Origin of the sequence: Nocardia rhamnosiphila NBRC 108938, assembly GCF_000720425.1 — a bacterium.
Classification (GTDB): domain Bacteria; phylum Actinomycetota; class Actinomycetes; order Mycobacteriales; family Mycobacteriaceae; genus Nocardia; species Nocardia rhamnosiphila.
Genome location: NZ_JOAJ01000015.1, coordinates 1 through 23477 on the forward strand (window position 1 = coordinate 1; position 23477 = coordinate 23477).

The window sequence follows — 23477 nt, forward strand, 5'->3', positions numbered from 1 at the left end:
GAGGGCTTACCAAACGAAGATTGCTACGCGTCCACTGTGCAGTATCTGAAACAACACACAGATACAGAAGACACCACACACACCGGAAAACATTTCCGGGAAGGGTGGGTGGCTCTCTGTGGATAGTTTCATAGAGTTACGGCGGTTATAGCGGCAGGGAAACGCCCGGTCCCATTCCGAACCCGGAAGCTAAGCCTGCCAGCGCCGATGGTACTGCACTCGACAGGGTGTGGGAGAGTAGGACACCGCCGGAACATATTTCCCTTCAGGGGGCCCACAATTGTGGGCCCCCTGAAGTGGTTTTCGAGGCCTTTTATTCTCGCGGTTCGCCTCTCGGTGACGAAATATCCGTTCGGACAGCGGATATTGTGCATGCGAGCGAGCGAACTGCCGCAGCAGGCCACACGATCTTCCACCACCTGATTTCGCGTACCGGCCGGATATCGGCGGGCATGCCCTCCAGCTCTGTTGGGCGCGTGCGATTCACGGTGTTCCGGGGCTGCCCGGGTTGCGGCGTTGCTGGTTTCTCATCCGCGAGGTCTGGCCGGCCGGAACCATGTTTCGTTCTCCTCCTGGACAACGACGGGTATTGCGACGTCCAGATCTCGCTGGATGGCCGTCGGCAGAACGAGCTGATGGCCGAGTGATCGGCGGGCGGTCTGCACCCGATAGGCAGTGCCGGCCCTCGATCATCTCAGCGATGTGGTGGTTCATCGGTGGCACGGTCTGCACTGGCAGAAGCACGGCAGTCGTGGGAACGTGCGCCCGGACTCGCTCGGCCGATGGAAATTCCGCTCCTGTGGAAGTGGCGACGGGCAGACCTCCGCTGTGATCGGTGGGCGGCGGTAGCGCCTAGACTCTGCCGGATGCGACTCGTGATTGCACGGTGCCAGGTCGACTACGTGGGGCGGTTGACCGCTCACCTGCCGATGGCCCGCCGGCTGCTGATGATCAAGGCGGACGGGTCGGTGCTGGTCCATTCCGACGGGGGTTCGTACAAGCCGTTGAACTGGATGAGCCCGCCCTGCTGGTTGGACGAGCGGCAGCCGGACGCGGCCGCCGCGCAACTGAAGGCGCTGTGGGTTGTCAGCAACAAGGCGGGGGAGGAACTGCGGATCGGGATCGAGGAGATCGAGCACGACTCCAGTCACGAGCTGGGCGTGGATCCCGGGCTGGTGAAGGACGGGGTGGAAGCGCATCTGCAGGAACTACTGGCCGAGCACGTGGAAACCCTCGGTGCCGGATACAGCCTCGTCCGGCGGGAGTACATGACGGCGATCGGGCCGGTGGATCTGCTGTGCCGTGACGCGGACGGAGGAACCGTGGCCGTGGAGATCAAGCGCCGGGGCGAGATCGACGGAGTCGAACAGCTCACCCGGTACCTGGAGTTGCTGAATCGGGACCCGTTGCTGACGCCGGTTGCCGGAGTGTTCGCGGCACAGCAGATCAAGCCCCAGGCGCGTACGCTGGCCGAGGATCGTGGGATCCGCTGCCTGACCCTGGATTACGACGCCCTACGTGGGACCGAGAGCAACGAATTCCGCCTCTTCTAGACTTGGGGTCATGCCACGACGAAATCCGCGCAGCGCGCGCTCCCGGGCGGAGCCGTCGCGGACCGGTGGCGGGCTCGGCGACGTCTATCGGCGGACCGAACCGGGGCCGGACGGGGACGAGTACATCGTCCGTACGGTGCCGGGGGCGCGTGCGATGAAACGGTACCGCTGTCCGGGCTGCGACCACGAGATCATGCCGGGGGTGCCGCATGTGGTGACCTGGCCGGTCGGCAGCGGTGAGACGGACCGGCGGCACTGGCACGGTGGCTGCTGGAAGGGCCGGGGGACCCGGGGGATCACCCGTCGGTGGTCCTAGCGGTGACCCCGCGCCGCTGCGCCCTTCGCGGCGGTGACAGGACTGCGGTCCGGGTGGGGTGGCCGAGTCGGTGCGCCCGCCCAGTGCGCCGGCGCCGGTGGCCGGCCGCTGGATATCTGCCGGTGTCCGTGTGACGGACGACCGGCTATCCGGGACCGTCCCCGGTTCGAGTACCAGGTCGGTCCCGTGCAGGACCTCTCGGCCGGTGTCGTAGGCGAAGAGGCCGGTCGCCGGATATGAGGAAGGCCGCCCCGGTTGGGGCGGCCTTCGGATCTGTTCTGGTGTTCGGTTGTCGCCGTGTACGTCCCGACAGCAGCTCAGCGGCTGATGTCGGCGTTCTCGCGTTCTTCCTCGACGATATCGTCGGACTCGTCCTCGGAGCTCAGCTCGGGGATGGCCTTCTGACGCGGGCCGTTCACAGACTTGTTGCCCTGACCGCTGCCGATGGACTTACGCGGCTGCTCGGGCACACCGTCGAGCAGTTCGCTCTCCCGGTTGACGGCCGCGAGCATGGCCGGCACCGAATCGAGCTGGCCGCGGATACCGAGCAGCTGGGCCAGGACCCGGCCACGCAGTACGCGCATCTCCTCGGCGAGTTCCTTCGCGTGCGCGATCTTGCGCTCGGAGGTCTGGGTCGCCGAGGTGATGAGGCGGTTGGCCTCGTCGGTGGCGTCCTTGATCCGCTGGGCGGCCTCGGCGCGGCTGGTGGCCTCCAGCTCTTCCATGGCCCGGGTCAGCTTGGTGCGCCGCTCGGCCATGGTGACCTCGAAGTCCTGCTGGTTGGCCTTGCGCTTGGCCTCGGACTCCTTGGCCAGTCGCTCGGCGTCGGCCTGCGCGGCATCGATGATCTTCGCGGATTCGGTACGAGCATTCGCCAGCGTCTGCTCGTATTCGATTTCCAGCGCTTCGCGCTTTTCCTTGGTTTCGGCAAGCAGTGATTCGTATTTACCGCGCATTTCGGTGGCCTGCTGCTCGGCGATGGAAACCATCTCGGCGGCTTCGGCCTGGGCGAGGGCGCGAACCTCGGACGCCTCGTCCGAGGCCAATCGCAACATGCGGGAGATGCGGTCGCTCATCCCCTCCGCGGTGGTCGGCGGTACGGACAGCCGGTCGACTTCCTTGCGGAGTTCGTCGATTTCGTCGCGGGCGTCTTCCAGCTGACTGGCGAGGTTCCGGGCCTGGGCGGCGGCGGCGTCGCGGTCGGTGGCGGTAACCCGCAACTCGGCATCGAAGCGGTCGAAATAGTTACGCACCTCGTCTTGCGCATAACCCTTGCGCACAACGGTGAAGGGCAGCGCAACGAAGCGATTGCGATCGGACTCGGGTGACGACATGGCCAACAAACTACAGCCTGAGACCTGCGCATGGTGAGCCGACCGGGAATGTTATCGGAGCGTCTCCTTACAGCCCGATCTCGAGACTAGTGCGTAACATTCGGATCCGGTTCCAGTAACTCGACCAGCACACCGCCAGCATCCTTCGGATGGACGAAATTGATACGGGAGTCGGCGGTTCCGCGCCGCGGCGCCTCGTACAGCAGGCGCATGCCGCGATCACGTAGATATGCGGAAACGGCTTCGATATCGGTGACCCGGAAGGCGAGCTGCTGCAGACCCGGGCCGCTGCGATCGATGAATTTCGCGATGGTGGAGGTGTCGTCGAGCGGAGCCAGCAACTGCAGAGCAGTCGAATCGTCCTCGGCGGCGGGCGCGGACAGCATCGCTTCCTGAACGCCCTGTTCCTCGTTGACCTCCCGGTGGGTTTCGACCAGGCCGAGATTCTCCGCGTACCAGGCGACGGCGGTGTCCAGGTCGGGGACGGCGATACCGACATGGTCGACCGCGACGATGTAGTCGGCGGGGATGAATTCTGATGACGGGGTAGCGGTGCTCACCCTTCGAAAGTAGCGCGTTCCACCCTGCCGCGGTCGCGTACCCACCCGGATCGGGGTCGATAGAGGGCGGCTGCCCTCAAATCTTGCCGAGGTGATCTGCGCATCCCTGCACGCCGATCCGGGGAGACCGCAGGCTACCGTGGAGTAGTCCGCGCCGCGCGTCGCTTTCGGGTTACACGCGGATCGCGGGGTCGCATCGCGCGCGTCCCGGGCCGAGCCCGAGAGCCGGGCGAGACCGTTCCCGGGCCGGTCACCTGTGTGATCGGAGCCCGCGCCGGGGCGGAGCGACAGGGTGGAAGAGCGCGGCAGCGGTCGGAGGTCGGTGGTCGTGAGCACTTACCGTGCGGCTGCTCGGCGCGCACGACCACCCGCACTTTCCGTCTTCTCCGGACGGCCGGCATCCACGGTCGAGGGCCGCCCCGTGCTGGAACGCCGGAGTGGGAGAACCAGGGTCACGAGGACCCCGGCCCTGCCGAAGGCGGGGCAAATGAACACAGCCCGGGGTCCCGAGGGGCCCCGACCCCGCGCCGCCGAAGGCGACGCAACAGATACAGGAGGCTCGTCGTGACCAACTCTGTGATCGTGGCCGGTGCGCGTACCCCGATCGGCCGGCTGCTGGGCGGTCTGAAGGATTTCAGCGGATCGGATCTGGGTGGGTTCGCGATCGCCGCGGCGCTCGAAAAGGCCGGTGTCCGGGGCGACCAGGTGGACTACGTGATCATGGGCCAGGTGCTCACCGCGGGTGCGGGACAGATTCCGGCCCGGCAGGCGGCGGTGGCGGGCGGTATCCCGATGGATGTGCCCGCGCTGACGCTGAACAAGGTGTGTCTGTCCGGGATCAACGCGATCGCGCTGGCGGATCAGCTCATCCGGGCCGGGGAGTACGAGATCGTGGTGGCCGGTGGGCAGGAATCGATGAGCCGCGCCCCGCATATGCTCGAGAAGAGCCGCGAGGGATTCAAATACGGTGACGTGACTCTGCGCGATCACATGGCCTACGACGGGCTGCACGATATCTTCACCGACCAGGCGATGGGCGCGCTCACCGAGCAGCGCAACGACACCGACCCGATCACCCGGGCCGATCAGGACGCGTTCGCCGCGGCGTCGCATCAGCGCGCGGCCGCCGCCTGGAAGAACGGGATCTTCGACGACGAGGTGGCCCCGGTGGAGGTGCCGCAGCGTAAGGGTGATCCGGTCGTGGTGCGGCAGGACGAGGGGATCCGGGCCGATACCACCGCGGAATCGCTGTCCAAGTTGCGCCCGTCGTTCCGCAAGGACGGGACGATCACCGCCGGGTCGGCTTCGCAGATCTCCGACGGCGCGGCCGCGGTGGTCGTGATGAGCAAGGCCAAGGCGGAAGAGCTGGGGCTGAGCTGGATTGCCGAGATCGGTGCGGCGGGTGTGGTGGCCGGTCCCGATTCGACCCTGCAGGACCAGCCGGCCAATGCGATCGCCAAGGCCTGCGCCAAGCAGGGTATCGACCCGGCCGATCTGGACCTGGTGGAGATCAACGAGGCCTTCGCGGCGGTCGGTATCGCCTCGACTCGCAAGCTCGGGATCGATCCGGCGAAGGTGAACGTCAACGGCGGCGCCATCGCGGTCGGGCATCCGCTCGGGATGTCGGGCGCGCGGATCGTGCTGCATCTGGCGCTGGAGTTGAAGCGCCGCGGCGGTGGGATCGGCGCGGCCGCGCTGTGCGGTGGCGGCGGCCAGGGTGATGCGCTGATCGTCAAGGTGTAGACCGCCCGGTTTGTCTCGTGTGACCGGTGTGACCGGTTCGACTACGACACCGTGTAGTGGCTAGTGCACAATGGGCGCATGAACTTCCTTGGTCTGGGTACCGTTGCCGGCAGGTTCCGCTTCTTCGCAGTGCTCGAAGCACTGTCCTGGCTCGGCCTGCTGGTGGGAATGGCGTTCAAGTACCTCCCCGCGGAGGGCAACGAGATCGGCGTGAAGATCTTCGGCCCGGTGCACGGCGGCATCTTCGTCCTGTTCTTGCTGACGGCACTGCTGGCCGCGCGTGAGCTCGAATGGAACTGGAAGACCACGGTGCTGGCGCTGCTGTCCAGTATTCCGCCGTTCTTCACGGTCATCTTCGAAGTGTGGGCCGTACGCACCGGCAAGCTGGGTGAGCTGAGTGCGGTCGGCGCCACCGAGTCCCCGCAGACCCTCGCGGCTTCTTCGTGACAAACTGGACCCTGTGACTCGACCAGCATCCCGTCGTCCTTCACCCGCCGTAGCCGCCGCCATGTCCGGGGCGGTGGATCTGTCCGCTCTGAAGCAGCCGCCGGCGGGTGCGCCGGCCGCCGCGGGCGACCATACGGTCACCGAGGCGGATTTCGAGACCAAGGTGCTGCGCCGCTCCGCCCAGGTACCGGTCGTGGTGGCGCTGTACTCCCAGCGCAGTCCCGGCAGCATCGAACTGGTCCAGCTACTGGAGCGGCTCGTGGGCGAGGCCGACGGCACCTGGGATCTCGCCGCCGTCGAAGCCGAGAGCAATATGCGGATCGCGCAGGCCTTCGGCGTCCAGGGCATCCCGACGGTGATCGCGGTCGCGGGCGGGCAACCGCTCGCCGATTTCCAGGGCAACCAGCCCGAAGCGCAGGTCTCGCAATGGCTGACCGCCGTCGTGCAGGCGGTGGAGGGCAAACTCGAGGGCGACCCGAGCGCGGCGCCACAGGAGCCGCCCGCCGATCCCCGGTTCGCGGCGGCGGAAGCGCTGCTCGAACAAGGCGACCTCGCGGGAGCGGAATCGGCCTACGAATCGATCGTCGAGCAGGAACCCGGTAACTCCGAGGCCAAAGCGGCGCTGCGGCAGGTGAAGTTCCTGCGCCGGGCGCAGGACCTCCCGGAATCGGCGATCGCCACCGCCGACGCGGACCCCGGCAATGTCGCGGCCGCGCTCGACGCCGCCGATGTGGAACTCTTCCAGCAGCAGCCCGAGGCCGCGTTCGACCGGCTCATCGCACTGGTCGCCCGGACCGCCGGGGACGAACGCACCACGGTCCGGACCCGCCTGCTGGAACTGTTCGAACTCTTCGACCAGGCCGAGCCGTTCGTCGTGGCGGCCCGCCGCAAACTGGCAACCGCCCTGTACTGAGTTTATGTCGACGCCTCCGGCGCCGCGGGGGTCGAGGCCCCTTCGCCCCGCCGTTTCGGCCTCGAGACTCGAGCCTTCGGCTCATGCGCTTTCGAGGCCTGAACGGCGGGACAGGCCTCGACCCTTTCAGGGCCTCGTAAGACTCGGCACCGAGAGGGTGACCGGCATGGTGGATGCCGACGCAATCGCATGAGTCGGGGTTTAGCGGATCGCCGCCCGAGATCTCTCGGATTCTCTGACGTTCTCAGGGCTTCGTCGGCTCGGCGCTGGTGGTCGTGACTGTCCGGGGAGGTGCGGTTGTTCAGGGGCGCGGGGTCAGCCAGATCACGCTGAGCGGGCCCAGCGTGAGCGCGGCCGACGCGGGACGGTCGTGGCGGCTGACCGGGTCGGCGTGTACCACGCCGAGATTTCCCGAGCCGGTGCCGCCGTATTCGAGCGCGTCGGTGTTCAGGATTTCTGTCCAGTGCCCGGCGGCGGGCAGGCCGATCCGGTAGTCACGGTAGGTGGCGCCGGAGAAATTGCAGATACAGGCGACCGTGCTGCCGTCGGCGCCGTGGCGGAGGAACGCGAGAACGTTGGACTCCCGGTCGTCTGCGGTGATCCAGGAGTGGCCGCCGGGGGTGGTGTCCTGGCTCCAGAGCGCGGGATGGTCGCGATAGACCCGGTTGAGGTCGGCCACCAGCAGCTGGATACCGCGGTGCAACGGATTATCGAGTTCGTGCCAGTCGAGACTGTGGTCGTGCCACCATTCGCGGTAGTGCCCGAACTCCTGGCCCATGAACAGCAGTTGCTTACCCGGGTGGGCCCACATGTAGGCGAGCAGTGCGCGGACCCCGCCGGCTTTGGTGAACTCGTCGCCGGGCATCCGGGTCCACAGTGTGCCTTTGCCGTGCACGACCTCGTCATGGCTGATGGGTAGGACATAGTTCTCGCTCCACGCGTACATGAGCGAGAAGGTGATCTCGTTGTGGTGCCAGGTGCGGTGCACAGGGTCTCGGCTCAGATAGCCGAGAGTGTCGTGCATCCAGCCCATATTCCATTTCATCGAGAAGCCGAGTCCGCCGACCTCGGTGGCGCGGGTGACGCCGGCCCAGGTGGTGGATTCCTCGGCGATGGTGACGACACCCGGATACGCGGTGTGCAGGCTGTCGTTGAGTTCGGTGAGGAAGGCGACGGCCTCGAGGTTCTCACGGCCGCCGTGGACATTGGGTTCCCAGCCGCCGCCGGGCCGGGCATAGTCGAGGTAGAGCATGGCCGCGACCGCGTCTACGCGCAGGCCGTCGATATGGAACTCCTCGACCCAGAACCGGGCGTTGGCGACCAGGAAGTTACGTACTTCGGCCCGTCCGTAGTCGAACGTGTAGGTGCCCCATTCGGGCTGTTCGCCGCGGCGCGGGTCCGGGTGTTCGTACAGGGGGGTGCCGTCGAAACGCGCCAGCGCCCAGGCGTCGCGCGGGAAATGCGCGGGAACCCAGTCGAGGATGACGCCGATACCGTGGGCGTGCATATGGTCGACGAAGGCGCGGAAATCGTCCGGGCTGCCGAAGCGTGCGGTCGGGGCGTAGTACGAAGTGACCTGATATCCCCAGGATCCGCCGAAGGGATGTTCGGCCACGGGAAGCAGTTCGACATGGGTGAAACCGAGCCCGCGTACGTATTCGCTGAGTTCGGTCGCGAGTTCGCGGTAGTCCAGTCCCGGCCGCCAGGACGCGAGGTGCACTTCGAAGACACTGAACGGGGCACGTGCCGGATCGGTGTGGCCGCGGGCGGTGAGCCAGCCCTGATCGGTCCAGCGGTGCTCGGTCGTGGTGACGACCGACGCGGTCGCCGGTGGGACCTCGGTGGCGAACGCGACCGGGTCGGCGTGATCGGTGATCCGGCCGTCGGCCCCGTGCACCCGGTACTTGTACCGGTCACCGGGTGCCGCGCCGGGGACGAAAACCTCCCACACCCCCGACTCCCCGAGCGAGCGCATCGGCCAGGTACCGCCCTGCCAGCGATCGAAATCGCCGAACACGGTGACGCCGCGGGCGTTCGGCGCCCAGACCGCGAAGGAGACACCGGCGACTTCACCGTCGAGACCACGATAGGTACGCGGGTGCGCGCCCAGCACCTCCCACAATCGTTCGTGCCGGCCCTCCCCGATGAGATGCAGGTCCAGCTCGCCGAGGGTGGGCAGGAAGCGGTAGCCGTCGGCGGTCACGGTGGCCGGTCGGTGGGGGTGCACGGTGACGACGCGGTAGTCGAGGATCTCCGGGTAGGGCAGCACGGCCGTGAAGACGCCGTGCCCCAGCGAGTCCAGCGGATGATCGACGCCGCCGACCAGCACCGACACCGATTCCGCGGCGGGTCGCAGTACTCGTACCGCGGTGCCGTCGGGGTGCGGGTGCGCGCCGAGCACCGTATGCGGGTCGGGGTGGGTGCCCGCGGCGAGGAGCAGCAGGTCGCGGCGGTCCATCACGGTGTCACCGGAACCCGCGCCGGTACGCCAGGGCGGCGCGGGCGTGATGGGGCACCGGGGGGAGCGCGATGATGTGGGCGACCGCGTGCGCGGGATCGAGCCGGATGTAGTTGGTCTGTGCCCAGTGGTACTGCTCGCCGCTGATCTCGTCGTGGACCACCGGGTGGTCGTGCCATTCCCGGCCGATGGCGGGCAGGTCCAGCGACAGCATGCCCTGTTCGGCGGTGAAGGGGTTCAGGTTCACCACCACCAGGACCGCGTCGCCGGTCGCGGGGTCGATCTTCGAATACGCGAGCAGGTTGTCGTTGTCGATGTGGTGGAAGTGCAGGCAACGCAGTTGCTGTAACGCCGGATGCCGGCGGCGGATCTCGTTGAGCCGGGTGAGCAGCGGTTCGAGGGATTCGCCGCGGGCGCGGGCCTCGGCGAACGGGCGCGGTCGCAGCTCGTACTTCTCCGAATCCAGATACTCCTCGCTGCCGGGGCGCACCGCCCGGTGCTCGTACAGTTCGTAACCCGAGTACACCCCCCAGCTGGGGCCCAGGGTCGCGGCCAGGACCGCGCGGATCGCGAACATCCCCGGACCGCCGTGCTGCAGGCTTTCGTGCAGGATGTCGGGCGTATTGACGAAGAGGTTGGGCCGGGCTTCGTCGGCTTTGGCGGCGAGCTCCAGACCGAATTCGGTGAGCTCGTGTTTGTGCGTGCGCCAGGTGAAGTAGGTGTAGGACTGGCTGAAACCGCGTCGCGCCAGACCGTAGAGCCGCGCCGGATAGGTGAACGCCTCGGACAGGAAGATCACGTCCGGATCCGTGCGGCGCACCGCGGCGATCAGCCACTCCCAGAAATCGGCCGGTTTGGTGTGCGGGTTGTCGACCCGGAAGATCCGCACGCCGAGCCCGACCCAGTACCGCACCACCCGCAGTACCTCGGCGTACAGGCCGTCCGGATCGTGGTCGAAATCGAGCGGATAGATGTCCTGGTATTTCTTGGGCGGGTTCTCGGCGTAGGCGATGGTGCCGTCGGGCAGCGTGGTGAACCATTCCGGATGCGCGCTCACCCATGGATGGTCGGGCGCGCACTGCAAGGCCAGATCCAGCGCGACCTCGAGGCCCAGGTCCGTCGCGGTACGGACGAAGGCGCTGAAATCGGCCTCGGTACCCAGTTGCGGGTGGAACGCGTCGTGACCGCCCTCGGCCGAACCGATCGCCCACGGTGAGCCGACATCGCCGGGACCGGCGGTGAGCGCGTTGTTGCGGCCTTTGCGGTTCACCACGCCGATGGGATGGATCGGCGGCAGGTAGACCACGTCGAAACCCATGGACGCGATCCGAAGCAGTTCGTTCGCGGCGGTCGCGAACGTGCCGTGCACCGGGGACCCGTCGGCGGCGCGTCCGCCGGTCGAACGGGGGAAGAACTCGTACCAGGACCCGGTGCGGGCCCGCGGGCGCTCCACCAGCACCGAATACTGCGGCCCGCGCGTGAGCAGCTCCCGCAGCGGCATCCGCCGCAGGATCTCGGTGACTTCGTCGGTGAACGCCGGAGCCACCCGTGCCGGAAGCGGGTCGGCGCCGCGGAGCGCGACCGCGGCCGCCCGCAGCCGCTCGAACTCCCGTTTCGGTACGGCCTGCGCCGCCCGGTCCAGCAGCCGGGCCCCGATCTCCAGATCGTTGTCCAGATCCGCCGCGCTCTGCCCGACCGCCAGTTTCGCCTCCACCGCCGACCGCCAGGTCGCTATGGAATCCGCCCAGCCCTCGACCCGGAAATGCCACACCCCGGGCGTCGTGGGCGTGAAGACACCATTGAAGACATCGGGTTCGTAATCGGGGGTCATCGGGACCCGGATCGAACGCGACGCGCCCGGCGCACGCACCGCCAGGGTGGCGCCGACCGCGCCGTGCCCGTCCCGCCACACCACGGCACGCACCGGGAAAACCTCCCCGACCACGGCCTTCGCCGGGTAGCCGCCGGGGATGTGCGGGGCGGTGTCATCGATGGCGATGCGGCCGGTCATCCTCACCACGTTATTGGCAACGACTGCAGTGCGGAAACCGGACGCGGGCGGCAGGCCAGCCGCTTCACCGTTCACCCCTCCCAATAAGCTCGGGCGGATGAAGGCACTGCGTCGGTTCACCGTCCGCGCCCACCTGCCGGCGCGGCTGGCCGCGCTGGACGAGCTCGCCACCAATCTGCGCTGGTCGTGGCACGGTCCGACCCAGGATGTATTCGCCGCCCTGGACCCGCGCCGGTGGGCGGAGACCGGGCATGATCCGGTACGGATGCTGGGGGAGGTGCCGCCGGAGCGGTTGGACGAACTCGCCGGTGACGCGGAGTTCTGCGCCCGAGTGGATGCGGTGGCCGCGGATCTGCGGGCCTATTTGGAGCGCCCCGTCCCGGAGCCGGGGGTGCGGGGGATCGCCTACTTCTCGATGGAGTTCGGGGTGACCGAGGCGCTGCCCAACTATTCGGGTGGGCTCGGCATCCTGGCCGGGGACCATCTGAAGGCGGCATCGGATCTGGGGTTGCCGCTGATCGGGGTGGGGCTGCTGTATCGGTCCGGGTATTTCCGGCAGTCGCTGACCGCTGACGGCCGGCAGGTCGAGCGGTATCCGGCGCTGGATCCGCAGGGGCTGCCGTTGCGGAAGCTGTCCGCCGACGGCGCGCCGGTGCTGGTGCACGTGGCGCTGCCGGACCGGCGTGTGCTGGCGGCGCGGGTATGGATCGCGCAGGTGGGGCGGGTGCCGCTGCTACTGCTGGACTCCGATATCGCGGCCAACGATCCGGAGCTGCGGTCGGTGACCGACCGGCTCTACGGCGGCGACCAGGGACACCGGATCGAGCAGGAGATCCTCGCCGGTATCGGCGGCGTGCGGGCGGTCCGGGCCTACACCGCGGCCACCGGGCTCCCGGACCCCGAGGTCTTCCATATGAACGAGGGCCACGCGGGTTTTTTGGGGCTGGAGCGGATCCGGGAGTATCTGGCCGCGGGCCACGATTTCGATACCGCGCTCGCGGCGGTGCGCGCGGGGACCGTCTTCACCACGCACACACCGGTGCCGGCCGGGATCGACCGGTTCCCGGTCTCACTGGTTCACCGGTATTTCGGTGGATCGTCCGGGGAATCGGAATCGCCGCTGCTGCCCGGGATCACGGTGGACCGGATCATCGCGCTGGGCCGGGAGGACGATCCCGCGGTGTTCAATATGGCCCATATGGGTTTGCGGCTGGCGCAGCGCGCGAACGGGGTCTCCCGCCTGCACGGCGCGGTGAGCCGGAGCATGTTCGACTCGCTGTGGCCCGGTTTCGATGCCGCCGAGGTGCCGATCGGCTCGGTGACCAACGGTGTGCACGCGCCCACCTGGGCCGCCCGGGAATGGGGGGAGGGGCTCGATACCGGCGACCGTCCGCGGATCTGGGAGGCGCTGGGTGAGCTGGCGCCGGAGCGGCTCTGGGAGATCCGCGGGACGCTGCGCGCGAAGCTGGTGCGGGAGGTGCGGCGGCGGTTGCGCGAGTCGTGGCGGCAGCGGGGCGCGGCCGATGCCGAACTGTCCTGGGTGGATTCGGTATTCGACCCCGAGGTGCTGACGATCGGCTTCGCCCGCCGGGTCCCGACCTACAAGCGGCTGACCCTGATGCTGCGCGATCCGCGGCGGTTGCGGGATCTGCTGCTGGACCCCGACCGGCCGGTCCAGTTGGTGGTGGCGGGTAAGAGCCATCCCGCGGACGAGGGCGGTAAGGCGCTGATCCAGGAGGTGGTGCGGTTCGCCGACGATCCGGCGGTGCGCCACCGGATCGTGTTCCTGCCCGACTACGACATGTCGATGGCCCGGTACCTGTACTGGGGTTGTGATGTGTGGTTGAACAACCCGCTGCGGCCGCTGGAGGCGTGCGGTACGTCCGGGATGAAATCGGCACTCAACGGTGGGTTGAACCTGTCGATCCGCGACGGCTGGTGGGACGAGATGTTCGACGGGGAGAACGGGTGGGCGATCCCGACCGCCGACGGCGTGTCCGACGACGAGCGCCGCGACGATCTGGAGGCGAACGCACTCTACGAGCTGATGGAGCGGACGGTCGCGCCGCGTTTCTACGAGCGCGACGTGGCCGGTGTCCCGGGCAGCTGGGTCGAGATGGTGCGCCACACACTGCGCGTTCTCGGACCCGAAGTACTCGCGGACCGGATGGTGCGCGAGTACACCGAGCGCTACTACCTGCCGGCCGCGGCGGCGTCTCGTCGGATCACCGGGGAGAACCTGCGGGGCGCGCGGGAGATGGCCGAATACCGCAGGCGGGTGGACAACGCGTGGCCGCGGGTGCGGGTGGCGCAGGTGGACGCGGCCGGTCTTCCGGACGCCCCCGTGATCGGGGCGCCGCTGTCGTTGACCGCGCGGGTGGATCTCGGTGGCCTCGGACCCGACGACGTCACGGTTCAGGCCGTGCTCGGGCGGGTCACACCCGAGGACGAGCTGACCGACACCAGGGCCGTGGCGATGGCCTGTACCGGAGCGGAGTCCGACGAATCCGCGCTCGCGGTCTTCACCGTCGAGACTCCGGTGCCGCGCGCGGGTGCGGTCGGCTATACGGTCCGGGTGCTGCCGGCCCACGAGCTGCTGGCGACGCCCGCGGAGCTGGGCCGGGTGGTCAACGCCTGACCGCCGGCGCCGATCGACGCGCGATCCGCCTCTCCGCCTCCACGGTGGTCGCGGTGGTCGGGACGAAACCGGGCTCGTCGGCAAGGGCGACGGGTTCGGGTATGCCACCGAGAGCGTCCGCAGAAAAGCTTCGCTGCGAGACACCCCATCCGGACATGCAGTGTCGGGTCGCGCACGTCGATGCCGCCGGGTACCGGCGGCCCGGGCGACCGGGGCCACCCGCGTCGGGGTGGTGCGACTTCGGTTCGTCACAGGTATCGGATACCGTTCCACACTGGCGCTGCCGGGCGTCGGACCTCCCACTGTGTACTGCGCGCTCACCAGTAGGGGCATACGGGGCTGTCGCCTTCTGGTTCGGTTCGGTGCGTACGCGCCGGGTACCGGCCGGAGTGGTGCCCGGCGAGTTCCTGCCGGACTCCGGTCCGCTCCCCGTTCGCGCGTGGGCGGGTGTCATATCCGACCGACTGGAGGTCCTATGGCCACCGATCTTCTGACCCGGACCCGCGGGCGGATCGATACCTATTTCGCTGTCGGGGTGCACGGGTCGACCATGCGCCGCGAGCTCATGGCGGGCACGGTGACGTTCCTGGCCATGTGCTACGTGCTGGCGGTCAACCCGTCCATCCTGGGTGACCAGGGCGCGCTGGGCGACCAGGGCATCCCGGCCCAGGCCGTGTTCACCGCGACCGCGGTCTCGGCGGTGGCCGGGTCCCTGGTCATGGGGTTGTGGGCGCGGTATCCGATCGCGCTGGCGCCGGGGATGGGCCTGAACGCGTTCTTCGCGTTCTCGGTGGTGCTGGGTATGGGCATTCCCTGGCAGGTCGCGCTGTCGGGCACATTCCTGTCGGGTGTGATCTTCTTCGTCCTCGCGGTGACCAGGATCCGGGAGAAGATCCTCAATGCGATCCCGCTGCAGCTGAAACTGGCGGTCGCGGCCGGGGTCGGCGTGTTCGTGGCGTTTCTCGGGTTCAAGAACGCGGGCATCGTGGTCGACAGTGATTCGACGCTGGTGAAACTCGGCGATTTCACTCAGGGCACGACGGTGCTGGCGTTGTTCGGCCTGGTGGTCACGGTGATCTTCCTGGTCCGCGGCTGGCACGGGGCGGTGCTGTACGGCATCGTGCTGACGGCGGTGGTCGGCATGGTCGCCGGTCTGGTGGATGTTCCCGACGGTGTCGCGGCGCTGCCCCGGGGGCTTGACCAGACCTTCGGGCAGGCGATCATCCATCTGCCCGACGCGTTCACCGCGCAGATGGCCGTGGTGGTGCTGACCATGCTGTTCGTCGATTTCTTCGACGCGTCGGGCACGCTCATCGGCGTCGCCAACCAGGCGGGCCTGCTGAACAGCAAGGGTGAGCTGCCGCGGGCCGCGAGCGCACTGTCCGCCGACGCGGTGGGCACCATGGCGGGTGCGGTGATCGGTACCTCCACCACCACGGCGTATGTGGAATCGACTGCCGGGGTGTCCGCGGGCGGTAGAACCGGACTGACCGCGGTGGCGACGGCCGCCTGGTTCGCGGTGGCCATGTTCTGTTATCCGATCTTCTCGGTGGTGGCGGCGTCGGGGGCGGTGACCGCGGCGGCGCTGATCGTGGTCGGGGTGCTCATGGCCCGGTCGCTGGGGGAAATCGACTGGACCCGGCTGGAGTTCGCGGTTCCGGCGTTCATCACCATCGTGATGATGCCGTTGACGTACTCCATCGCGAACGGGCTGGCCATGGGAATGATCTTCTACCCGGTGGTGATGGTGGCCCGCGGCCGGATCCGCGAGGTGCATCCGGTGATGTGGGTGCTGACCCTGATCTTCCTCGGATATTTCTTCTTCCTGGCGGAATAGCCTGCTAGAGACCCCGGTCGGCAACCGATAGCCTGAACAAGAGGACCTCGGTCCGTTTGTTTCGGTGGCTAACTATCCGGAGTGCAAGGAGGGGTTCATATGACAGTCGGGTCGACGCTGGACCGCACCGCGGTACCGGCGACCAGAGATCGAGCTCTGTCCACCGATATCGGCCTCTTGATCCTGCGGGTGGTCTTCGGTCTGCTCATCGCCGCACACGGCAGCCAGAAACTCTTCGGCTGGTTCGACGGCCCGGGCCTGACCGACAACAATGCGGGTTTCGAGCAGATGGGCTTCAACCCGGGCACCTTCTTCGGCACGCTGGCCGGACTCAGCGAATTCACCGGCGGGCTGCTACTGGCCCTCGGCGTGCTGTCTCCGCTGGGCGCGGCCATCGTGCTGGGTACCACCATCGTCATCATCCATACGACCTTCGACGGCGGGCTGCTCACCGGCAAGGGTTACGAGACGGGCCTGCTCTACGCCGTGGCGGCAGCGGCCCTGGCGTTCACCGGTCCGGGCCGTTTCTCGGTGGACGGAAACCGCCCGTGGGCGCGCGGCGGCGTGGTCTGGGGTCTGCTCGCGGTGGTGGTCGCCGTGGTCGCGGCGGTGCTCGTACTGACCTTCAAATCAGTGCTCTGAGCGGTGCCGATCAGACCGTTGCGGTGGCGGAGAGCCGGCGCAGCGCCTTCTCCACCACGGCCGGGTCGGCCGTCTCCCAGTACGGGGGCAGGGAGGCGCGCAGGAAACCGCCGTAGCGTGCGGTGGCCAGCCGGGGATCGAGGATGGCGACGACGCCGCGGTCGTCGACGCTGCGCAGCAACCGCCCGGTGCCCTGGGCCAGGAGCAGGGCCGCGTGGCTCGCGGCGACCGTGAGGAAACCGTTGCCGCCGCGCGATTCCACGGCGCGCTGCCGCGCGGCCAGCAGCGGATCGTCGGGCCGGGGGAACGGTATACGGTCCAGGATCACCAGACTCAGCGAGGGGCCGGGCACGTCGACGCCCTGCCAGAGCGAGAGGGTGCCGAACAGGGAGGTTTCCGGGTCGTCGGCGAATTTGCGCACCAGGGCGCCGGTGGAATCCTCGCCCTGGCAGAGAATCGGGGTGTCCAGGCGTTTGCGCAGCACCTCGGTGGCCGCCTTCGCCGCCCGCATGGACGAGAAGAGCCCGAGGGTGCGTCCGCCCGCGGCCCCCACCAGCCGCTCGATCTCGTCGAGGTAGGCCGGGGGCAGGCCGTCGCGGCCCGGGGCCGGGAGATGTTTGGCGACGTAGAGAATTCCGGATCTGGCGTGATCGAACGGCGAACCGACGTCCAGCGAGGACCAGCGCACCTTATCGGCGTCGCTCGGTGCCTCGGCGCTGTTGGCCGTCGCCGGATCGACGCGGCTGTTCGATTGCGGCGGCAGTCCCCAGGTGCGGGCCAGGCCGTCGAAGTTTCCGCCGATCTGCAGCGTCGCCGAGGTGAGGACGACCGTTGCGGCGCCGAACAATTGATTGCGCAACAGCCCGCCCACGGCGAGCGGGGCCATCCGCAGGGTGCGCCGGGTGACGCCGCGGATCTCGTCGGCCGACAGCCACACCACATCGCGGCGGACCGCGGGGTCGGGCTCGTCGAAGGCGGTGAGCGCGCGGACCGCGCTGTCGTGGATCTCCTCCACTCCGGCGATGGCCATGTTCCGGCCGGCGGCGGCCTCGGGGTCGTTGCCGCCGGAGCCCTGCGGGTTGAGCGCGGTGCGGGCGTTCCAGGCGGCGTCCCGGACGAGCGCCAGCACCCCGGCGACGCCCTCGGGCAGCGTGTCCCAGCGGGTGGGTGGCAGTTCGTCGAGTGCGGTGTGCCAGGCCTCGGCGGCCTCCTCGAGCCGGTCCACCTCCCGCTCGTCGATGAGTTTCGCGCAGCGCCGGGCGGCGGTGCCGATGGCGGTGGCGGACAACTCGGCGGTCGCGATCCCGGTGACCCGGTCGACGAGTTCGTGCGCCTCGTCGACCACCACCAAATCGTGTTCGGGCAGGACCTGCACACCACTGATGGCGTCGATGGCCAGCAGGGCGTGATTGGTGACGACGATATCGGCCTGCGCGGATTCGGCCCGGGCACGTTCGGCAAAACAGTCCTGCCCGAACGGGCAGCGTGATTTGCCCAGACATTCGCGCGCGGACACGCTCACCTGCCGCCAGGCACGGTCGCCGACGCCCGGGGTGAGCTCGTCGCGGTCGCCGGTCTCGGTGTCGGAGGCCCATTCGTTGAGCCGTTTCACTTCGCGGCCGAGCCGCGAGACCGCGAACGCATCGAACAGTTCGGCCTCGGCGGGCTCTTCCGGGACCGCACTGTTGATCTTGTTCAGGCACAGGTAGTTGTTGCGGCCCTTGAGGATCGCGAACTCCGGCGTGCGGCCCAGCGGTTTCGTCAGCGCCTGCGCCAGGCGGGGGAGATCCCGGTCCACCAGCTGGCGCTGCAGCGCGATGGTCGCGGTGGAGATCACCACTGTGCGCCCGGTCCGCACCGCGTACCGCAGGCTGGGCACCAGATAGGCGAGCGATTTCCCGGTGCCGGTCCCCGCCTGGACGGCCAGATGCTCTTTGTTCTCGATGGCATTGTCCACCGCCGCGGCCATCGTCATCTGACCCGGGCGTTCCTTACCGCCGAGCGCGGTCACGGCGGTCGCCAGCAGGTCTGATACAGGCGGGAGTTCGGGCACTCGGGCAGCCTACTGCGCCGCACCGACAGCTGTGCGCCCAGTCGTGGCCCGGCCTGTCCTGCCCGCTCGACACCGGAGGCGCGGACCGCTCTTCCCAGCGATCTTACTCAGAAGTAAGGTCGGATTATGGCGTGGAAACCTGATCAGATAGCCGACCAGCGCGGACGCACATTCGTCGTCACCGGCGCCAACGGCGGACTCGGAGCCGAGACCACAAAAGTACTCGCGGGCAAAGGGGCCACCGTGGTGATGGCCTGCCGCAATACCGAGAAGGCACAGCAGATCGCCGATGCCATCGGCGGCGACCTCCGCGTCCGCCGGCTCGACCTGGCCGATCTGTCCTCGGTCCGGGAATTCGCCGAGCAGACCGGAGAATTCGATGTACTCGTCAACAATGCCGGCCTGATGAACGTGCCGTTCTCGCGGACCGTGGACGGCTTCGAAACCCAGTTCGGCGTGAACCATCTCGGCCATTTCGCGCTGACCGGGCTGCTGCTGGACCGGATGCGCGACCGGGTGGTGACCCTGGCCAGTATCGCCCACAAGCAGACCCCCAAGTTCTGGGTCGACGACCTGAACTACGAGAACCGCCGCTACCAGCGCAACCTGGCCTACGCCCAGGCCAAACTGTCGAACCTCATGTTCGCGCGCGAACTCCAGCGCCGGCTGGCGGCGGCCGGTTCGGCGAAACGTTCCTACGGGGTGCACCCGGGGGTATCGGCCACCGAACTGTTCACCCGCACCGAGACCCCGCTGGACTGGGTCAGCAAACCGGTTATCCGGCTGGTCGGGCACGCGCCGGCGAAGGCGGCGCATTCGACGCTGTTCGCGGCCACCACACCCGACGCCGATCCCGATACGTACTGGGGTCCGACCCGGTTGTTCCAGTCCCAGGGCCCGGTGGAGGCGTCCCCGTCCACCCGCCTGTCCAAGAACACCGACCTGTGGCAGCGGCTGTGGGCGGAGTCCGAGCGTCTGACCGGGGTCGTCTACAAGTTCTGACCGGCGGCGATACCGGCTGCCCCGATACCCACCTCACACTACGGTCCGTGTAGTAGACGGGTACCGTGGTAGCCGTGTCCGCAACACCTCGCCGCACCGTGCACCGCCCGGCCCTGGTCCTGCTGGTGGTCGTGCTGGCACTGGCCGCGCTGGCCCTGGGCTGGTGGCAGTGGGAGCGGTTCTCCTCGGCGAGCGGCACCGCACAGAACCTCGGGTACGCATTGCAGTGGCCGCTGTTCGCCGGGTTCGCGTTGTTCGCCTACTTCCGGTTCGTGCGGTTGGAAACAGAGACCGCCGGTACCGAATCGTCCGGCGTGAGCACCGAACCGGGTGCGGAGGCGCCGGACACCGGGCCCGGCCCCGCGAATATCCGCACCGGACTGTTCGCCGGCCGGCGCGCTGCCCCGGCGGCCGGCCCACGGGAGATCCCGGCCGGTTTCCTGCCCGAACGCCCGCGAGCCGCCCGCGACGATGATCCGGTGCTCGCCGAATACAACAGCTACCTGGCCCGTTTGAACGCCGCCGACGGCGCCGCGGGCAGCACGGCGGGCCCGGCCCGCGATACCGAGAGGAGCGCGGGTTGACCGCGAGCGAAAACGCCACCACCGCACCCGAGGCCGGCGCCGCCGCGCCGACCGGCGACCGGCGGATCGCGGGCGCGCTACTGCGCTACCGCGTCCTGGCCTGGGTCACCGGTCTGTGGCTGCTGTTCCTCACCGCCGAGATGATCGCCAAATACGGATTCGGTGTGGATACCCCCAGCTGGATCGCGGTGGTACACGGCTGGGCGTACTTCATCTATCTGATCCTGACCGCGGATCTGGCGGTGAAGGTGCGCTGGCCGATCAAACGCACCGTCGGCACGCTGCTCGCGGGCACCATTCCACTGCTGTCGTTCTTCGTCGAGCACCGCAACACCCAGCAGGTCAAGCGGGACTTCGGGGTCTGACCGCCCGGCGCCGGACTCAGCCCGCCAGCGCGGCGAGCGCCGGCAGTAGCTGCGCCAGCGCGCGGCCCCGATGGGACGCCCCGTCCTTCTGCGCCGGGGTGAGCTGGGCGGCGCTGAGTTCCCCGCCGTCCGGGTGGAACAGCGGGTCGTAACCGAACCCGCCGTCGCCCTGCGGCTCCCGCGCGATGGTGCCCGGCCAGTCCCCGCGTACCACGATTTCCGCGCCCGCCGGGATCACCAGCGCGCACGCGGAGACGAAACTGGCACCGCGGCGTTCGTCGGGGGTATCGGACAACTGCGCCAGCAACAGCGCGTTGTTCGCGGCATCGTCACCGTGGCGGCCCGACCACCGCGCCGACAGCACCCCGGGCATCCCGTTGAGCGCGTCCACCGCGATACCGGAATCGTCGGCGATACAGGGCAACCGCGTGGCGCGGGCGCCGTCGCGCGCCTTGGCCAGTGCGTTCTCCTCGAAGGTCGCGCCCGTCTCCGGAGCTTCCGGATACTCCGGTACATCGTCGAGGCCCACGATCTCCAGACCCGCGACTCCGGCCTCGTCGAGGATGCGGCGCAGTTCGGTCAGTTTCTTGGCGTTGCGGCTGGCGAGCAGAACCCGACGTGTCATCACTTCTTCTTCGAGGTTTCGGTGGCCTCGGGCAGCACGCCGGGATAGGGCAGGGCCAGCGCTTCCTTCTGGACGGCGAACAGCTGTTCGCAACCGGCCAGCGCCGAATCGAGCAGTTTGTCGAGAGTGGACCGCGGGAAGGTCGCGCCCTCACCGGTGCCCTGGATTTCCACCAGGGTGCCCGTATCGGTGGCGACCACGTTCATATCGACCTCGGCCCGCGAATCCTCCTCGTAGGGGAGATCCAGCCGGACCCGTCCGTCCACCACACCGACACTCACCGCGGCGATGGCGCACGAGATGGGTTGCGGATCCGCCAGCGCGCCGGCCGCGCCCAGATAGGTGATCGCGTCCGCGAGCGCCACATAGGCGCCGGTGATCGCGGCGGTCCGGGTGCCACCGTCGGCCTGCAGCACATCACAGTCGACGGCGATGGTGTTCTCCCCGATGGCGGCGAGGTCGATACAGGCCCGCAGGGAGCGGCCGACCAGCCGGCTGATCTCCTGGGTGCGCCCGCCGACCCTGCCCTTGACCGATTCCCGGCCGCTGCGGGTGTGAGTGGCGGCCGGCAGCATCGCGTATTCGGCGGTGAGCCAGCCGAGACCCGAGTCCCGTCGCCACGGCGGCACCCCCTCGGTGACGCTGGCCGTGCACATCACCCGGGTCTGCCCGAACTCCACCAGCACCGAACCCGCCGGGTGCGTGGTGAAGCCTCGAGTTATCCGTACCTCGCGGAGTTCGTCGTCCGCCCTGCCATCGGCTCGTCTCGACACGGGCTCAGCGTAGTGGGGTACCCGTGCCGGGACATGCCTGGGTCTACAGGTCGAAGGACTCGCCCGGGGTCACCGCGTGCACGGGCCCGGTGAACTCGGCCTTGGCCTCGGCGATGACATCTTCGCGGGAGGTCCACGGCGGAATATGGGTGAGCAGGAGTTCCCCGACTCCGGCCTCGGCGGCGATACGGCCGGCTTCGGTGCCCGAAAGATGGATGCCCGCCGGGCGATTGGCGGGATCGTGGGTCCACGACGCCTCCGCCAGGAGAACGTCGGCACCCTGCGCGAGTTCCTGGACGGCCGGACAGACCGCGGTATCGCCGGTGTAGACGAAGGTGCGGCCGGCGGCGGTGACGATCCGCAGACCGTAGGACTCCGGCGGGTGGAACATCCGCCGCGCGGTGAGGGTGTGCCCGGGACCGAACTCCACCGTCTCGGCCTCGTTCCACGGGCGGAAATCGATCACATCGGACCAGTCGTCGCATTCCCCGCCGACCTCGGCCGAGGCGTTACCTATCCGCAGCGGGGCGTCGGCGGGGCCGCGGACGATCGCCCGCCCCGCGGGGGGTGTCGGGTGGTAGCGCCGCCACACCAGCAGCCCGGGAAGATCGAGGCAATGGTCGGCATGCAGATGGGTGAGGAAGATCGACACCTCGCCCGGATCGGCGAATCGCTGCAGCGCACCGAGGATGCCCGGACCGAAATCGATGACCACCGGCGACATGTCCGGACCGGTGAGCAGATAACCCGACGCGGGGGAATCCGGGCCGGACACACTGCCCGAGCACCCGAGGACGGTGAGGCGCATGTCACCATGCTGCCACGAGGTTTCCCGATTCAAGACCGCATCCCCCGAAAATACTGGCCGCACCCACGGTCACCGGGGCTGGGCGAGTGGCCCGGTGTGGAGTTGACGGCGGTGTCGACGTTCATCACTGGAGAGTACCCACCCGGCGAACAGTCCACCCATAGCGCCGAAAAGGTGCCCCTGCCAGGAGATTCCGTCCTGACCGGGTAGCACGCCCCACAGCAGTGAACCGTAGAGGACCAGGACCACCAGCCCCAGTACGATCTGCCCGAGCTGCCGGGCGAACCAGCCGCGGCAGATGAGATAGGTGAGCCAGCCGAAGACCAGCGAGGACGCGCCGACGTGCACGGTGCCCTCGCCGCCGGTCAGCCAGGTGCCCACCCCGGCGACGAGCCAGACGATCGCGGTGGCGGCCAGACCCCGGCGGATGCCGGTGGCCAAAGTGAGGAAACCGAGGATCAGCACGGGCAGGGAATTGCCGATCAGATGGTCCCAGCCGTGATGTAGCAGGGGCGCGAAGGCGATACCGTCCAGGCCGTCGACCTCGCGCGGTTCGATGCCCAGCGTCCGATCCATGGACGAGTCGATCACCGCGTCGACGAACTCGATCAGGTACAGCACCATCAGGAACGCAACGGTCACGATCCCGGCCCGCGACCAGGTGCGACGGGTGGTGGTGAACCCGCCGGAACCCGAGCCGCCGGGAACCGGTCCACCGCCAGGCGGGGGCCGGAGGGCGGCGATACGGTCGGGGTCGAACGAAGCGCCCAGCGGCCCACCACCGGTCATGACGATCTCCTCCTCGCCGCGCGCCA

Annotated in this window: 20 protein-coding genes and 1 rRNA gene; 12 read left to right on the top strand and 9 right to left on the bottom strand. The window is 68.5% G+C overall.

Features of this window, described 5'->3' with window-relative positions; all coding sequences use genetic code 11:
• Positions 1-137: 137 nt before the first annotated feature.
• From rrf to IG75_RS0133630, 3 genes are all read left to right on the top strand, one after another.
• Positions 138-254: ribosomal RNA gene (gene rrf / locus IG75_RS0133620) — 5S ribosomal RNA — on the top strand.
• A gap of 612 nt (positions 255-866) precedes the next feature.
• On the top strand, positions 867-1553 hold the full coding sequence (gene nucS, locus IG75_RS0133625; RefSeq protein WP_030525509.1) for an endonuclease NucS: 687 nt from the start codon (positions 867-869) through the stop codon (positions 1551-1553).
• 10 nt (positions 1554-1563) lie between these two features.
• Entirely contained in the window at positions 1564-1869 is a 306-nt protein-coding gene (locus tag IG75_RS0133630) for a hypothetical protein (protein ID WP_030525508.1), read from the top strand.
• Positions 1870-2186: 317 nt separating this feature from the next.
• Here IG75_RS0133630 and IG75_RS0133635 read toward each other — a convergent pair whose 3' ends face one another.
• Both IG75_RS0133635 and mce read right to left on the bottom strand, forming a co-directional pair.
• Positions 2187-3203 carry a coiled-coil domain-containing protein gene (locus IG75_RS0133635; protein WP_030525507.1) on the bottom strand — a complete coding sequence of 339 codons (1017 nt, stop codon included), beginning with the start codon at positions 3201-3203 and terminating at the stop codon, positions 2187-2189.
• Positions 3204-3289: 86 nt separating this feature from the next.
• Positions 3290-3763 carry a methylmalonyl-CoA epimerase gene (mce, locus tag IG75_RS0133640; RefSeq protein WP_030525506.1) on the bottom strand — a complete coding sequence of 158 codons (474 nt, stop codon included), beginning with the start codon at positions 3761-3763 and terminating at the stop codon, positions 3290-3292.
• Positions 3764-4327: 564 nt separating this feature from the next.
• On the opposite strand from mce, the gene IG75_RS0133645 reads away from it, so the two are divergent.
• From IG75_RS0133645 to IG75_RS0133655, 3 genes are all read left to right on the top strand, one after another.
• Complete coding sequence (locus IG75_RS0133645) at positions 4328-5506, top strand: acetyl-CoA C-acetyltransferase (RefSeq protein WP_030525505.1); 1179 nt, start codon at positions 4328-4330, stop codon at positions 5504-5506.
• Positions 5507-5584: 78 nt separating this feature from the next.
• Entirely contained in the window at positions 5585-5953 is a 369-nt protein-coding gene (locus IG75_RS0133650) for a DUF3817 domain-containing protein (RefSeq protein ID WP_030525504.1), read from the top strand.
• Positions 5954-6014: 61 nt separating this feature from the next.
• Positions 6015-6866 (top strand): tetratricopeptide repeat protein, encoded by an 852-nt coding sequence (locus IG75_RS0133655; RefSeq protein WP_030525503.1) that lies wholly within the window; start codon positions 6015-6017, stop codon positions 6864-6866.
• Positions 6867-7167: 301 nt separating this feature from the next.
• Here IG75_RS0133655 and glgB read toward each other — a convergent pair whose 3' ends face one another.
• Positions 7168-9324, bottom strand: coding sequence for a 1,4-alpha-glucan branching protein GlgB (gene glgB, locus IG75_RS0133660; protein ID WP_030525502.1), 2157 nt, complete (start codon positions 9322-9324; stop codon positions 7168-7170).
• A 7-nt stretch (positions 9325-9331) separates the two neighbouring features.
• Positions 9332-11335 (bottom strand): alpha-1,4-glucan--maltose-1-phosphate maltosyltransferase, encoded by a 2004-nt coding sequence (locus tag IG75_RS0133665; RefSeq protein WP_030525501.1) that lies wholly within the window; start codon positions 11333-11335, stop codon positions 9332-9334.
• Positions 11336-11432: 97 nt separating this feature from the next.
• Between IG75_RS0133665 and glgP the strand changes: the two genes are divergently transcribed.
• The 3 genes from glgP to IG75_RS0133680 all read left to right on the top strand — a co-directional run bounded on the left by glgP (position 11433) and on the right by IG75_RS0133680 (position 16452).
• Positions 11433-13973, top strand: a complete 2541-nt coding sequence (gene glgP, locus IG75_RS0133670; protein ID WP_030525500.1) for an alpha-glucan family phosphorylase — start codon at positions 11433-11435, stop codon at positions 13971-13973.
• Positions 13974-14448: 475 nt separating this feature from the next.
• Complete coding sequence (locus IG75_RS0133675; protein WP_036515917.1) at positions 14449-15810, top strand: NCS2 family permease; 1362 nt, start codon at positions 14449-14451, stop codon at positions 15808-15810.
• Between the two features lie 99 nt (positions 15811-15909).
• On the top strand, positions 15910-16452 hold the full coding sequence (locus IG75_RS0133680; protein ID WP_030525498.1) for a DoxX family protein: 543 nt from the start codon (positions 15910-15912) through the stop codon (positions 16450-16452).
• Positions 16453-16462: 10 nt separating this feature from the next.
• On the opposite strand, the gene IG75_RS0133685 is transcribed toward IG75_RS0133680, so the two are convergent.
• On the bottom strand, positions 16463-18505 hold the full coding sequence (locus IG75_RS0133685; protein ID WP_030525497.1) for an ATP-dependent DNA helicase: 2043 nt from the start codon (positions 18503-18505) through the stop codon (positions 16463-16465).
• 126 nt (positions 18506-18631) lie between these two features.
• Between IG75_RS0133685 and IG75_RS0133690 the strand changes: the two genes are divergently transcribed.
• The 3 genes from IG75_RS0133690 (at position 18632) to IG75_RS0133700 (ending at position 20456) form a co-directional block, all read left to right on the top strand.
• Positions 18632-19507 (top strand): oxidoreductase, encoded by an 876-nt coding sequence (locus IG75_RS0133690; RefSeq protein WP_030525496.1) that lies wholly within the window; start codon positions 18632-18634, stop codon positions 19505-19507.
• A 74-nt stretch (positions 19508-19581) separates the two neighbouring features.
• Positions 19582-20091: a glucitol operon activator gene (locus tag IG75_RS0133695; RefSeq protein ID WP_030525495.1), complete on the top strand. Its 510-nt coding sequence runs from the start codon at positions 19582-19584 to the stop codon at positions 20089-20091.
• A 65-nt stretch (positions 20092-20156) separates the two neighbouring features.
• Complete coding sequence (locus tag IG75_RS0133700; protein ID WP_245665535.1) at positions 20157-20456, top strand: DUF3817 domain-containing protein; 300 nt, start codon at positions 20157-20159, stop codon at positions 20454-20456.
• Between the two features lie 16 nt (positions 20457-20472).
• Here the strand turns inward: IG75_RS0133700 and rdgB are convergent, their stop codons facing one another.
• The 4 genes from rdgB to IG75_RS0133720 all read right to left on the bottom strand — a co-directional run bounded on the left by rdgB (position 20473) and on the right by IG75_RS0133720 (position 23451).
• Positions 20473-21081 carry an RdgB/HAM1 family non-canonical purine NTP pyrophosphatase gene (gene rdgB, locus IG75_RS0133705; RefSeq protein ID WP_030525493.1) on the bottom strand — a complete coding sequence of 203 codons (609 nt, stop codon included), beginning with the start codon at positions 21079-21081 and terminating at the stop codon, positions 20473-20475.
• Entirely contained in the window at positions 21081-21854 is a 774-nt protein-coding gene (gene rph, locus IG75_RS0133710; RefSeq protein ID WP_030525492.1) for a ribonuclease PH, read from the bottom strand. Before rph ends, rdgB begins: the two co-directional genes overlap by 1 nt.
• Before the next feature lie 43 nt (positions 21855-21897).
• A complete protein-coding gene (locus IG75_RS0133715) occupies positions 21898-22662 on the bottom strand; it encodes a cyclic nucleotide-degrading phosphodiesterase (protein ID WP_030525491.1) in 765 nt (254 codons plus the stop codon).
• 69 nt (positions 22663-22731) lie between these two features.
• Entirely contained in the window at positions 22732-23451 is a 720-nt protein-coding gene (locus IG75_RS0133720; RefSeq protein ID WP_030526075.1) for a rhomboid family intramembrane serine protease, read from the bottom strand.
• Positions 23452-23477 lie beyond the last annotated feature (26 nt).

Excerpts from the sequence above, each read along its gene's own strand:
- IG75_RS0133680 (WP_030525498.1), top strand. The coding sequence starts at position 15,910 with ATGACAGTCGGGTCGACGCTGGACCGCACCGCGGTACCGGCGACCAGA.
- nucS (WP_030525509.1), top strand. The coding sequence starts at position 867 with ATGCGACTCGTGATTGCACGGTGCCAGGTCGACTACGTGGGGCGGTTG.
- glgP (WP_030525500.1), top strand. The coding sequence starts at position 11,433 with ATGAAGGCACTGCGTCGGTTCACCGTCCGCGCCCACCTGCCGGCGCGG.
- IG75_RS0133655 (WP_030525503.1), top strand. The coding sequence starts at position 6,015 with ATGTCCGGGGCGGTGGATCTGTCCGCTCTGAAGCAGCCGCCGGCGGGT.
- glgB (WP_030525502.1), bottom strand. The coding sequence starts at position 9,324 with ATGGACCGCCGCGACCTGCTGCTCCTCGCCGCGGGCACCCACCCCGAC.
- IG75_RS0133665 (WP_030525501.1), bottom strand. The coding sequence starts at position 11,335 with ATGACCGGCCGCATCGCCATCGATGACACCGCCCCGCACATCCCCGGC.
- rdgB (WP_030525493.1), bottom strand. The coding sequence starts at position 21,081 with ATGACACGTCGGGTTCTGCTCGCCAGCCGCAACGCCAAGAAACTGACC.
- IG75_RS0133630 (WP_030525508.1), top strand. The coding sequence starts at position 1,564 with ATGCCACGACGAAATCCGCGCAGCGCGCGCTCCCGGGCGGAGCCGTCG.
- IG75_RS0133715 (WP_030525491.1), bottom strand. The coding sequence starts at position 22,662 with ATGCGCCTCACCGTCCTCGGGTGCTCGGGCAGTGTGTCCGGCCCGGAT.
- IG75_RS0133720 (WP_030526075.1), bottom strand. The coding sequence starts at position 23,451 with ATGACCGGTGGTGGGCCGCTGGGCGCTTCGTTCGACCCCGACCGTATC.
- IG75_RS0133690 (WP_030525496.1), top strand. The coding sequence starts at position 18,632 with ATGGCGTGGAAACCTGATCAGATAGCCGACCAGCGCGGACGCACATTC.
- IG75_RS0133675 (WP_036515917.1), top strand. The coding sequence starts at position 14,449 with ATGGCCACCGATCTTCTGACCCGGACCCGCGGGCGGATCGATACCTAT.
- IG75_RS0133635 (WP_030525507.1), bottom strand. The coding sequence starts at position 3,203 with ATGTCGTCACCCGAGTCCGATCGCAATCGCTTCGTTGCGCTGCCCTTC.
- IG75_RS0133650 (WP_030525504.1), top strand. The coding sequence starts at position 5,585 with ATGAACTTCCTTGGTCTGGGTACCGTTGCCGGCAGGTTCCGCTTCTTC.